The organism is Rhodoglobus galactosidasius, assembly GCF_054957775.1.
On the sequence record NZ_JBQIAV010000006.1, the window covers coordinates 183,043 to 195,072 of the forward strand.

The 12,030-nt window shown below is 58.5% G+C and carries 11 protein-coding genes; 1 reads left to right on the plus strand and 10 read right to left on the minus strand.

The features are described from left to right. Positions 1–281: 281 nt before the first annotated feature. The 4 genes from ACTJJW_RS09830 to ACTJJW_RS09845 are packed head-to-tail and all read right to left on the minus strand — an operon-like array spanning position 282 to position 4,863. Positions 282–1,658: a dihydrolipoamide acetyltransferase family protein gene (locus ACTJJW_RS09830; protein WP_462644207.1), complete on the minus strand. Its 1,377-nt coding sequence runs from the start codon at positions 1,656–1,658 to the stop codon at positions 282–284. A gap of 14 nt (positions 1,659–1,672) precedes the next feature. Beyond that, complete coding sequence (locus tag ACTJJW_RS09835) at positions 1,673–2,632, minus strand: alpha-ketoacid dehydrogenase subunit beta (protein ID WP_462644280.1); 960 nt, start codon at positions 2,630–2,632, stop codon at positions 1,673–1,675. 19 nt (positions 2,633–2,651) lie between these two features. Next, positions 2,652–3,767 (minus strand): thiamine pyrophosphate-dependent dehydrogenase E1 component subunit alpha, encoded by a 1,116-nt coding sequence (locus ACTJJW_RS09840; protein WP_462644209.1) that lies wholly within the window; start codon positions 3,765–3,767, stop codon positions 2,652–2,654. A 4-nt stretch (positions 3,768–3,771) separates the two neighbouring features. Further along, complete coding sequence (locus tag ACTJJW_RS09845) at positions 3,772–4,863, minus strand: histidinol-phosphate transaminase (RefSeq protein WP_462644211.1); 1,092 nt, start codon at positions 4,861–4,863, stop codon at positions 3,772–3,774. 126 nt (positions 4,864–4,989) lie between these two features. On the opposite strand from ACTJJW_RS09845, the gene ACTJJW_RS09850 reads away from it, so the two are divergent. After that, complete coding sequence (locus ACTJJW_RS09850; RefSeq protein ID WP_462644213.1) at positions 4,990–5,385, plus strand: phage holin family protein; 396 nt, start codon at positions 4,990–4,992, stop codon at positions 5,383–5,385. A gap of 400 nt (positions 5,386–5,785) precedes the next feature. Here ACTJJW_RS09850 and ACTJJW_RS09855 read toward each other — a convergent pair whose 3' ends face one another. Genes ACTJJW_RS09855 through ACTJJW_RS09880 form a run of 6 tightly spaced genes read right to left on the minus strand, consistent with a single transcriptional unit; the run spans position 5,786 to position 11,941 of the window. Then, positions 5,786–6,412, minus strand: a complete 627-nt coding sequence (locus tag ACTJJW_RS09855) for a nucleoside/nucleotide kinase family protein (RefSeq protein ID WP_462644215.1) — start codon at positions 6,410–6,412, stop codon at positions 5,786–5,788. After that, positions 6,409–7,512, minus strand: coding sequence for a transaldolase (tal, locus tag ACTJJW_RS09860; protein ID WP_343923473.1), 1,104 nt, complete (start codon positions 7,510–7,512; stop codon positions 6,409–6,411). The genes ACTJJW_RS09855 and tal overlap by 4 nt, the downstream gene beginning before the upstream one ends. Before the next feature lie 51 nt (positions 7,513–7,563). Then, a complete protein-coding gene (locus tag ACTJJW_RS09865) occupies positions 7,564–9,036 on the minus strand; it encodes a mannitol dehydrogenase family protein (RefSeq protein WP_462644217.1) in 1,473 nt (490 codons plus the stop codon). Positions 9,037–9,084: 48 nt separating this feature from the next. After that, a complete protein-coding gene (locus tag ACTJJW_RS09870) occupies positions 9,085–10,119 on the minus strand; it encodes a LacI family DNA-binding transcriptional regulator (RefSeq protein WP_462644219.1) in 1,035 nt (344 codons plus the stop codon). A 20-nt stretch (positions 10,120–10,139) separates the two neighbouring features. Continuing rightward, positions 10,140–10,991, minus strand: coding sequence for a carbohydrate ABC transporter permease (locus ACTJJW_RS09875; protein ID WP_343923468.1), 852 nt, complete (start codon positions 10,989–10,991; stop codon positions 10,140–10,142). Further along, positions 10,991–11,941: a carbohydrate ABC transporter permease gene (locus ACTJJW_RS09880; protein WP_462644221.1), complete on the minus strand. Its 951-nt coding sequence runs from the start codon at positions 11,939–11,941 to the stop codon at positions 10,991–10,993. The genes ACTJJW_RS09875 and ACTJJW_RS09880 overlap by 1 nt, the downstream gene beginning before the upstream one ends. Between the last annotated feature and the right edge of the window lie 89 nt (positions 11,942–12,030).

Here is a 12,030-nt window from a genome sequence, read left to right on the forward strand (position 1 = left end):
GTTCTCGAACAGCTCGAGATCTAAACGAATTTGCCACAACAGCTTTTGGAGGCAGTACAGCTGCAAACGTCGCTACTCGACGCGTGCAACGGCTTCGCCTCTAAAGAAATAACTGACATCGAAATAACGAGTCATCAGATAATTTTACGAGAGTGGGAAAAATCTCGTGTCACCCACTTGAGCTATTTCGACGCCCAATATGGCACGCTGACCCCTGGTTCCCTGACGGCGCACTTAGCGCCTAGAAACCGATTCTGGTCAAAAATGTCGCCCGACGCCAGCTAGTCGAGCAGCAGTGCAGGCTCCTCAAGAACGCTCGCAATATCGGCCACAAAGCGGCTCGCGACATCCCCATCGACAATGCGGTGATCGAAGCTCGCGCCGACAGTCGTGACGTAGCGCGCACGCACTTCGCCATCCACAACCCACGGCTTGAGCTTGATAGAACCGAGCGCGATGATCGCTGCCTCGCCCGGGTTGATGATCGGGGTTCCCGTGTCCATGCCGTACGACCCGATGTTGGTAATCGTGATCGTGCCGTTCGACATTTCGGCAGGTTGCGTCTTGCCATCGCGCGCCGTGATCGTCAGTGCTTCCAAGGCTTTCGCCAAGTCGAGCAGGCTCAAGTCTTGAGCATCCTTGACGTTCGGCACGATGAGGCCGCGGGGAGTTGCCGCCGCAATGCCCAAGTTCACGTAGTGGTGAACGATGATCTCTTTGTCGGTCCAGCTTGAGTTCACCGTTGGGTTGCGGCGCACAGCCCAGTTCACGGCCTTCGCCATGATCAGCAGCGGGCTCACGCGCACGCCAGCAAAGTCGGTGGAGTTCTTGAGACGCTTCACGAACTCCATGGTTCGCGTGGCATCCACATCAGAGAACACGCTCACGTGCGGCGCAGTGAATGCGCTGTGCACCATGGCCTTCGCGGTCGCCTTACGCACGCCCTTCACGGGGATGCGTTCTTCACGCTCGCCACCCCACTGGGGTGTTTCGATGTTGCGGAAGACGCTCGCCTGCGACGCGTGACGAATCACATCTTCGCGAGTGGTCTCGCCAGCCAAACCGGTGGCAACGACCTCGGCAAGCTCAACGCCTAAGTCTTTGGCAAGCTTGCGGATCGGCGGCTTGGCGATGATCGGGCTTGCGAATGCTGCGGGAACGGATGCCGGACGCGGCTTCGACGGAGCGGTTGCGGCCGCATCATCCTTCGCTGGCTGCGCACCCTTACGGCGCCGCGAACTCACGTGTCCGGCCGAGCCGTAGCCCACGAGCACTGCGCCGGGTTTGTCCTCTTCGCTCGCGATGGTCGATGCCGTGTCAGCAACCGCAGAGGCTGCATCTGACGTGGCGATGTCAGAGATGGTGCCGTGGGCTTCATCCTCTCCTGAGCCAGGCGCTGTCAACTCAATCGAGCCACCCTGCGACTGTACCGAAATAATGGGGGTTCCGACCTCAACGGTCATTCCCTCCTCAACCAGCAACTGCTTCACCGTGCCGGCGAATGGCGATGGCAACTCAACGAGCGACTTTGCCGTCTCGATCTCGACAAGCACCTGGTTGATCGTGATCTCGTCGCCGGGCGCGACCTTCCAGGAGACAATCTCGGCTTCAGTCAGCCCCTCGCCCACGTCGGGGAGAGGGAATTCAGATACAGCCACAAGGGCCTCCTTCGTCAGTAGGCCAACGCCCGGTCGACAGCATCCAGGATGCGGTCAACACTAGGCAAGTACACGGATTCCAGCTTGGCGGGAGGGAACGGCGTGTCATAGCCACTCACTCGCAACACTGGGGCTTCAAGTGAGTAGAACGCTCGCTCTGCCACCGTAGCGGCAACCTCAGAGCCAACGCTCACATTCCCTGGCGCCTCTTGAACAACAACTACACGGCCCGTTTTTTGGGCGGATGCCACAACAGGTTCGTAATCAATGGGGGAGAGCGATCGAAGGTCAACGACTTCAATGCTCGTTCCTTCTTCTGCGGCAAGTTCTGCTGCTTGCAGCAGCATCGACACAATCGCGCCGTGGCCAACGAGGGTCACTTCGGTGCCTTCGCGCACGACCCGACTGGAGTGGGTGGCGATTCCGCTTGATTCGCGGTCGACTTCACCCTTTTGCCAATAGCGACTCTTGGGTTCGAAGAACATCACGGGATCGTTGCTGGTGACGGCTTCTTGAATCATCCAGTACGCGTCCTGCGGAGTTGCCGGGCTGAGCACACGCAGGCCTGGTGTGTGGGCAAAGTACGCTTCGGGGCTTTCCTGGTGGTGCTCGACCGCACCAATGTGTCCGCCATAGGGAACGCGAATCACGACCGGCATCGAAAGTGAGCCCTCGTGGCGAGCGGTGATCTTGGCCAACTGCGAGGTGATCTGGTCGAAGCCAGGAAAAATGAATCCGTCGAACTGGATCTCACACACGGGGCGGTATCCACGCATTGCGAGACCGATTGCGGTGCCAACAATGCCTGACTCAGCCAAGGGAGTGTCGATTACACGCTTGTCGCCGAACTCAGCCTGCAACCCTTCGGTTACCCGAAAGACGCCACCGAGCGGCCCGATGTCTTCGCCCATGAGTAGAACTTTGTCGTCTGCGGCGAGCGCGGCGCGGAGTCCCTCAGTGAGAGCTTTGGCCATCGTTAGTGTTTCGGTCACGTTACTGACCCTCCTCAAACGATGTTTCGAAGTCGGCGAGCGCTTGGCGCTGCGCATCCATCAACGGGTGCGGATCCGAGTAGACGTGATCGAACATTGTCGAGTTCGCGGGAACCTCCAGCTCAGTGATGCGCTTGCGGATGTCGGCAGCCAAGTCGTCACCCTCGGCAGCGATGTCAGCGAAGACGGAATCGCTCGCGCCGCGGCCACGCAGGAAGGTCTCGAAGCGGGTGATCGGGTCGCGCTGGCCCCAAAATTCGAGCTCGCTGTCTTCGCGGTACTTCGAGGGGTCATCACTCGTGGTGTGGGCACCCATGCGATAGGTCAGGGCCTCAATGAAGCGGGGGCCCTGACCTGAGCGGGCGGCATCCAAGTTGGATTTGGTTACGGCGAAGCTGGCAAGAACATCGTTGCCGTCGATTTGTACGCTCGGGATGCCGAAGCCTTCGCCGCGCAAATAGAGCGGTGTGCGCGACTGGCGTGAGACAGGCACTGAGATTGCCCAGTGGTTGTTCTGCAAGAAGAAGACTTGAGGTGTTTGGTAGCTTGCCGCGAAAACCATTGCTTCGCTCACGTCACCCTGGCTCGTGGAACCGTCGCCGAAGTAGACCATGACTGCGGTGTCTTTGTCTGGATCGCCAGTGCCGACCATCCCATCGAGATTGATTCCCATGGCGTAACCGGTGGCGTGCAGCGTCTGCGAGCCAATGACCAACGTGTAGAGGTGAAAGTTGTTGTGCTCTTTCGGATCCCAGCCACCGTGGCTATGGCCACGCAGCATCGCCAAGATCGTCACCGGATCAACACCGCGGATGCGGGCGATCACATGTTCGCGATAGGCGGGGAAGAGGTGGTCTTGTGGTTTCGCAGCAAGCGCCGAACCGACCTGAGCCGCCTCTTGTCCATTGCTGGGGATCCACAGCGCAAGTTGCCCCTGCCGCTGAAGGTTTGCCGCCTCAATATCAAAACGGCGCATCACGACCATGTGGCGGTGGAACTCATAAAGAGCGTCGTCACTGAGCTTGTCTACATACGGAATGTACTGTTCGTTGGCATCGCTCGGAACGAGCGTGCCTTCGGGAGACAGCAGCTGAACCGTCGCGGCGGTATAAGGCATTCGACTAATCTAACGTGGCTCGTGCGGGTTCGTTTTCGCGAGAACTCACAACCTCTTGCGTTGCCCTTAGGAGTTTCTCCACAGATTCTTCCTCCCCGACGCTCACCCGAAGGCCCTCACCGAGCGCACGAACGACGATTCCGTGGGTGCGAAAAACCTCTGCCGCCCAATTGGTTGCTGCCCCAGTGGGCAACCAGACAAAGTTTCCGCTTGGCGCTGGCACCTCCCAGCCCTGGCTGTGCAGGCCGTCCACGATGCGATCACGCACGGTGTTAATTCGGCTCACACGCTCCAACAATTCATCTTCATGTTCGAGGGATGCGATGGCTGCTGTCTGTGCAAGCTCGGTAACCGACAGAGGAATTGCTACCGCTCGCGCCGCATCCATCACGTATTCGGGGCCTACAGCGTACCCAATTCGTAGGCCTGCAAGCCCATAAGCCTTAGAGAAGGTGCGCAGCAGCACCAGGTTGGGGTATTCGCCGAGGAGGGTTTCGCCACGGACTGCTTCGGGGTCGGTCACAAACTCGCGGTACGCCTCGTCGAGCACGACGAGCACGTTCTCGGGAACGTCGGCCATGAACTCACGGAACTCGGAATCGGTGACGACGGTGCTGGTCGGGTTGTTGGGGCTGCACACGATGACGACCCGAGTGGATGCCGTGATAGCCGCGCACATTGCTGCGAGGTCATGCCGGTGGTCGGCACCGTTCGCGATCTGCACGCTTGTGGCGCCGGCAGCGGATACGAGCAACGGGTAGGCCTCAAAGCTGCGCCAGGCGTAGATGACTTCGTCGCCGGGAGCTGCGGCTGCGCTGATGAGCTGTGCGAGAACGGCGACGGATCCGGCGCCGACCTGCACGTTCTCGGCGGTAACCCCGAAGCGGGCCGCAATGTGGGTGCAGAGGGCGTAGGCCGAGGCATCCGGGTAGCGGTTGATGCTGTGCGTGGATAGTGCCTCTCGCACCGACGGCAACGGCTCAAAGGGGTTTTCGTTTGAGGACAGCTTGAAGGCGTCCGCATCAGCGGGGGCGCCCTGACGGTAGGGCACGAGGGCGGCGATTTCAGGCCGAAGCTGTACGCGGTTGGTGGTCACTGCCCCAGCCTAGAGCCGCCAGGCCACGTGGTTGTTTCGCTGTCATCACAAATTGTGTCTCCAATTGGGGGAGGTATCCGGTCGCAAGCGTTGCGGCCTAACAATTTGGGGGTGCATAGTTGAATCATGAGAATCTTCGTGCGCCTGCTGATCAATGCTCTTGCCTTGTGGCTTACTACGGTAATTGTTGCCGGCGTGGAGTTGGTTCCTTTTGAGCCGGGGGGAACCCTCGAGATCGTCGTGACCTTCTTGTTGGTTGCTGCGGTATTCGGAATCGTGAACGGTATCTTGGGCAACCTGATCCGCATCGTCGCGTTCCCGCTGTACGTTCTCACCCTCGGTCTTCTTGCTCTTGTTGTGAACGGCTTGCTGTTGCTGCTCGTCAGCTGGATCTCGAGCCTCTTCGGCTTCGGTCTCGTCGTGAACGGCTTCTGGTGGGGCGTACTCGGCGCTCTTGTTTTGGGCCTAATTAGCTGGTTCATCGGCATCGTGGTTCGCCCGATCGTGGGTAAGCAACGCTAGGGCTGCACTCGCTCGTAGTTGTAGCTCGTAACGGTGCAAGAATCGCCACCGCGTTGGCGCGGCACCGCACGGCAGCTCGGACATAACTGCTCCCACCTCCACGATGCGCGTGAGGAGGGCGTCGTGCCCAGCCGGGTACAACCGGTCCGCATCTCCGGCTGATGTGGAAGACGATCACGGCGATCTGCACGACCCCGAGGTCGATCGCACCGGGGACCTCGGCAGCCCAGATCAGTCGAGTCAGCACGGTTCCCGCAGATTCGGCCCAGTTCAGCTGCGGCCGCGACACCGGGGATGAGACCTTCATCCCGCCCGCCGCGAGGTTGACCAAAGCGAGTAACACAGTCACGATCCAGGTCGCGATGATCATGATTTCCTGGCCAATGAGCCTGCAAATAGCTCACTGCCAGACGATTATTCTGTCTGCTCGAGACCTCGTCGCTTCGACCAGCAACGCGTTCTGCTCATCGGATCCCTTTGCCCACTGCGCCGCGACGTCGGGGGCTTTCCCGAAAGCCGTGTGCCGCTGGATCAACCGGGCAACCCTCACATCATGTGGGGTGTCGACGAACCATGTTTCGTCCAGAAACTGTCTCACCTCACCCCACCTGCCCGTGTCGGCCAGCAGATAGTTGCCTTCGGTGAGGACGACTCGCACTGACTTGGGAATAGCGATAGCCGCAGCAATCGGATCCTCGACCGATCGTCGGTAGTCCGGAGCGTAGATGACATCTTCACGATTTCGCTTAAGCCTCTCGAGGAGGTTGATGTAGCCCCCAACGTCGAAAGTATCAGCAGCGCCCTTCCTCTTCTCAAGGTCCGTCCCGCGAATCACATCTTGGCTCAAATGAAACCCGTCCATGGGCACGACAACGCAGATATCCTCACCGACTAGGCCTTGGAGACGCTGGGCGACCGTGGACTTTCCGGTTCCTGGCGCACCTAAGATCCCGATAATCACCCGTCGCTGACTACCCGCAGCTCCCTCACTGAGTTCCGTGGCGAGAGCCGGCAGCGGATCTCTCATTGTTTCTTGTCACCGATCGCCGAACTCACGGAGGCGAGAAGCTCTTTCCAAGACGATTGGAACTTATCGACTCCCTGAGCCTCCAAGACGCGCGCGACATCGGCAATTGAGACCCCCTCCTGACTGAGCTTCGCCATGCTGCTGCACGCGCTGTCGAGATTGGACTGGATTGTTTCGGAGATCGGCTCGCTAGCCTCTCCCACGGCCTCCAGCGTGGCCGGTGAGATCGTGCTCACTGTACTCGGGGCGACAAGTCCGATGACATAGAGGGCGGCAGGCAGGGCTAGATTCTTGACCGCGGTGGACGCCCACAGGGGTCGCTGAACGTTTGCGCCGATCGACTGGAGGTCGCGAGCGCGCTCGGTGCGGAATGCCTCCAAGAAGGCTTGATAAGCCGTGAGCGCGTTTGCGATGGCAACCTTCCCGACTAACGGCGAGCTAGCTCCCAGACGTCCCGACACTTCGGCGTCAACTCGCGACACAAAGAAGGATGCGACTGAGTGAATCAGCGCCAGATCAAGCCCATCTTTGGCAGCCTGCTCCAGCCCTGAAAGATAGGCGTCGACTACTTGGAGATACCGTTGAACCCCGAAGATGAGAGTCACATTGACACTGATGCCCAATGCGATTGTCTGTCGAATCGCGATCAATCCTTCGTCGGTCGCGGGGATCTTGATCATTACGTTGGGCCGGTCAACGACGGATGCGAGTTGCTGAGCCTGAACAATTGTGGCGTCGGCGTCGTGTGCCAGACGTGGGTCAACCTCCACGGACACCCATCCGTCGCGCCCTCTGGAAAGGATATGAGTATCCCGTAGGACGTCGCACGCTGCTCGGACGTCATCGGTGATGAGCCGAAAGGCGATTTGCTCAACATCCTTACCTTCGGACGCAAGTTGTCGGACTTGGCGCTGGTAGGAAAAGTCGTTACCGATAGCCGCCGCGAAGATCGTTGGATTCGTCGTAACTCCGACCACGTTACGTTCGGCGATCAGATCTCTGAGACCCCCACTCTCCAGAAGAGTTCGGGAGAGGTCATCCAGCCAGATGCTTACGCCGGCGGCAGTGACCCGCTCGGTTCCGTTAGGTGGTATAGCCAAAGATCAAGTCCTCCGTTGTTTGGTGGTCAAGGCAGCTCGAGAGAGCCCCAATTAGATGGTTGATATCGCTTCAACGATGCCGACATTGGCGATTCTTTCTCTCCAGCCGATGAATTCCTGCCGGAGTTGATCGTTCTCTCCGAGGTTCCCGAATACATCCGCGTAGTCGAGGAAGGAACCCGGCGCGCGCTGCTCCAGAGCCACCGCAGCGGCAAGACCGTCACGGCGTTTGTCGACGATGGGGGTCGGATCGTCCTGCCCTGCGTGAGTTTCGAGATAGGTGCACCAGGCGGCCAGCACCAAGCTTGAGTGACGTGTTTCGCGGTCGTTGCTGAGCTGGTTTTGCACGACCGGGAGCAGGAACTTGGGGATCCTATCCGAGGCATCGACGGCTAGGCGGGCGAGGGTGTCAAGGATCGCCTGGCTGCTGAATCTGCTGATCAGCTGTTGACAGTAGTCGTCTAGGTCGACTCCGGGGACCGGAAGCAGGGTGGGGATCGCTTCGTTTCTCATGTAGCCGAGCAGGAAGTCGGAAAACACTGGTCTTCGGCACACTTCATGGACGTAAGTCTCCCCGGCCAGAATGCCGGTGAACGCTATCGCTTGATGGGATGCGTTAAGCAGTCGCAATTTCATGAGCTCGTACGGTTCGACATCGCCCACTACTTGAACGCCGACTGTTTCCAGGGCGGGTCGGCCAAGTGTGAAGCGGTCCTCGAGTACCCACTGTTCGAAGGCCTCGGACCGAACCGGGAATTCGTCGTCGATCCCGAACTCAGCTTGGATGCTCGCGCGCGTCTCGTCGGTCGTTACTGGAGTGATGCGGTCAACCATGGAGTTGGGGAATGCGACATATTCTTCTATCCACGTTGCGAGACCGGTGTCCTTGCGGCGAGCGAACTCGACTACAGCTTTCTTGGCAAATGCCCCGTTGCCCTGAATGTTGTCGCACGACATGACAGTGAACGGTTGCTCGTCAGCGGCGCGGCGGCGTGCAAGCCCCGCAACAATGAGGCCCAAGACACTTCGGGGAGTAGTTTTAGAACCGATGTCTGCGAGCGTGAGCGGGTCACGCGGGTCGAACTCGCCGGTTGCGTCGTTGATGCTGTAGCCGCCCTCGGTGATGGTCAGCGACACGATTCGAGTGGACAGATCCGCGAGCTTGTCGACGACTGCCTGAGGGTCATCGGGGGCATACAGGTACTCAACGATGGAACCGATGACCGCGGCCTGGCTGACCTCATCCGTGTCTTTAGTGACCAGAGTGTAAAGGTTGTCCTGATGATCTAGCGCATCCCTGATCGGCAGGTCGAAGGGCAGAACACCAACCCCGCAGATCCCCCATTCGCGCTCTCCAGCGTTGAGTAGACGGTCAAGATACATCGCCTGATGGGCTCGGTGGAAAGCACCGACACCGAAATGGACGATTGAAGCTGGGATGTGCTCTGTAAGGTAGTTCGGTATCGGCACCGTTGAACTGACCTGGTCGACGGTCTCCCGTGACAACTTCGGCAAGGTGATCACTTCATTTCTTCTAGGCTGGGGACACACTTGTGTCGCTGGATTCGTTGGCTAGGTCGCGTGTATCACACCGCAGGAGTCGCGGTGCATCAAAGTGGGTTTGAGTGTCTCAACCCTCGTGGGAAGGTCAGGATTCTCGAGCCGCTCCAACAGTAGGGTGACGGCGCGATGGCCCAATTCGGCGAGAGGCTGTGCAATTGCAGTGAGTCTCGGATGGAAGAAATCAGCCCAAACAAAGTCATCGAACGATGCCAACGCGAGATCGTCTGGCACTGTCATATTTAGGGCACGAAGGGTGCGCATTGCATCGATCGTGACCATGTTATTGGCAGTGATGATCGCCGTTGGGGAGTTTGCCACATTCAAGATTCTGCGTAGTGGGCCTTCGGCTGGCTGTTCCCCTGGGTCAGAGTATGCGATGAAGTTCTCGTCCACTTCGATGCCTGCGCGCGCCATGCCCAACCTAAATCCGCTCACTCGTTCCTCAGACGTGGTCAGGCCCGCTCGGCCAGCAATCATGGCAATCCGAGAGTGCCCGGCAGACGTGAAGTGGTTGACCAGCGAAGCCATCGATTCGAGGTTTTCCACTCCGATCGCATCCAGACCAGTCAGATCTATGCCCTCGGGAATCCGGTCGAAGAGCACAGCGGGCACGCTTCGTGCCCTTAGCTGCCGTACTACTGTGGCCACCTCTTCAGAGGGTGCCACAATAACGGCGTCAACCCGTCGACTAAGTAGCTCGGCTAGAACCGTTTCCTCGCGGCTGGGATCGTCGTGGCTGTCCACGAGGATGATCGTGTAACCCGCGGAACTAAGTTCACGTTCGATCGCGTGAACAACTTCACCGAAGTACGGATTGCTGATGGCTGACACCGCCAGCCCGACGGTGTTGGTGCGACCCGTCCTCAATGATCGAGCAATGATGTCGTTGGTGTAGCCCGTTTGCTCGATAGCGATATTGACCCGCTCAACAACGTCAGGGGACACCCGGCGAGTCTTGTTGAGCACATGAGAAACCGTGGACTGCGACACATTTGCAGCACGCGCGACGTCCTGCATCGTGACTGGTCCGATCGTATTAGACATTAAATCGCCCCCGGCTCGATCTACTTGACCGCACCCATAGCGAGACCGCGCACGAGCCGCTTCTGCGCCAGCCATCCCGCGATGACGACAGGAAGAACCGCTAAAGTGGATGCCGCGCTCAGAACGGCGAGGAACTGTCCTCGACCGTCGACAAATCCACCGAGCCAGGGCGGCGTCGTCCGAGCCATGGTGGATGTGAGAATCGTCGCAAGGAAGTATTCATTCCACGCGAAGATAAAGCAGATAAGGGCTGTGGCGGCTACACCCGGGGCAACAATGGGAAGCACGATTCTGACCAGTTCGGTTCGCAGGTTCGCGCCGTCAACCTGTGCAGCCTCGATGATCTCGACGGGAACTTCAGAGAAAAACGACCTCATCATCCAGATCGCCAGTGGCAGGTTAATGCCCACGTAGAGCAGGGAAAGAGCGGTAATGTTGTCCACTGCACCCAACGCCTTCAGAATTAAATACACCGGGATGATGCTCGCCGCGATAGGCATGAACCGCGTGGAGATGAAGAAGAATAGTGCATTCTGGGGCTTAACGATGGGCCGAATGGAAAGTCCGTACGCGGCCGGAATCGCCAGTGCAAGCACTATCATCGTCGAAAGCAGGCTAGCGGTAAGGGAGTTCACTAGGACCGGGACCAAGCCTTGGCCAATCACCGATTCGAACTGGCGTAGCGACAACTCGACGAAGATAGTCGGCACTGCGGTGGCGGCATCCTTTTCGGACTTAAAAGCAGTGAAGACCATCCACAGGATAGGGAAGAACACTGCGAACGTGATCGCCCAGGTCGCAAGGGTCAATGCGCCGCCCCGAACTAGGCTCAACAGCGGCGCCCTTCGACGTCGCGCAACTCGTGTTGACATTACTTGTTTCCTTCCAGCGAGAAGATCTTGAACATGAATCGAAGGGCGAACGTAGCTATAGCGATCGTGAAGACAACCGTAACCACCCCATACGCAGCCGCCTCACCAACGTTGAGGGCGATGAACGCCTTCTCATACAAAAGGTAAGGGAGTGTCTTGGTACCCCCGGTTCCCTTCGTCATGATGTTAACGGGGTCAAATACCTGAATCATGAAAATGGTTCCGAGCAGCGCCGCCAACTCAATGTACTGGCGCATGTGAGGCAGGGTCATGCTGGTGAAGGTGCGGAATACTCCAGCTCCGTCAACGCTTGCCGCCTCGAGGACGTCCTTGCTCTGGCTCTGCAATCCAGCGAGAAGGATGAGCATCATGAACGGGGTGAACTGCCAGGTCATCACCGCGATGATCGTTAGTGCAGGAAAGTCGGTATTCCATGCGACAGCGGGAATCCCGACAACACCGAGAACCCAGTTGAAGATTCCCACGTTCGCATCGAACAGTGACCACTTCCACATCAAGGCGGCCGCCGCCGGCATCACAAGGAATGGTGTAATCAGAAGTGTTCTCGCGAGGCCCCGCCCTCGGAAGTTGCGGTCGAGCAGCAGGGCCAAGATCAGCCCGAATAAAACTGAGAGAACTACTGAGCTTCCGGTGATCACCACTGTCGCAAGCATCGAGGAATACAGATCTGTGCTGGTGAATACTGTCACATAGTTCTCGAACCACACAAATTTTTGAGACGCTGGCCGCAAAAGATTCCAGTCCTGCAAGGAATACGCGATCGTGGCAAGGAATGGGATTTGCGTAAGAGCAATGGCGACAACCAATGCCGGCAGCACGAGACCACGAGGAATCCATCTGGCACGCCGTGCGGCGACTGCGTTTGCGCGGGATGGCAATGTCGGCACGGTGACCGGCCGCCCCATCGTTGGGATATCTGTTTTAGGCATATGTAGTTCCAGTTTCAATAGATACGCGATTGTGGGCCAAGCCACCTACTGGCGCTTGGCCCACAACTGTGCCGTCAAGGACTCAGCTG

Bases quoted from the DNA above. Each gene is read 5' to 3' on its own strand.
- ACTJJW_RS09835 (WP_462644280.1), bottom strand. From the start codon at position 2,632: ATGGCCAAAGCTCTCACTGAGGGACTCCGCGCCGCGCTCGCCGCAGAC.
- ACTJJW_RS09840 (WP_462644209.1), bottom strand. From the start codon at position 3,767: ATGCCTTATACCGCCGCGACGGTTCAGCTGCTGTCTCCCGAAGGCACG.
- ACTJJW_RS09850 (WP_462644213.1), top strand. From the start codon at position 4,990: ATGAGAATCTTCGTGCGCCTGCTGATCAATGCTCTTGCCTTGTGGCTT.
- ACTJJW_RS09855 (WP_462644215.1), bottom strand. From the start codon at position 6,412: ATGAGAGATCCGCTGCCGGCTCTCGCCACGGAACTCAGTGAGGGAGCT.
- ACTJJW_RS09870 (WP_462644219.1), bottom strand. From the start codon at position 10,119: ATGTCTAATACGATCGGACCAGTCACGATGCAGGACGTCGCGCGTGCT.
- ACTJJW_RS09875 (WP_343923468.1), bottom strand. From the start codon at position 10,991: ATGTCAACACGAGTTGCGCGACGTCGAAGGGCGCCGCTGTTGAGCCTA.
- ACTJJW_RS09880 (WP_462644221.1), bottom strand. From the start codon at position 11,941: ATGCCTAAAACAGATATCCCAACGATGGGGCGGCCGGTCACCGTGCCG.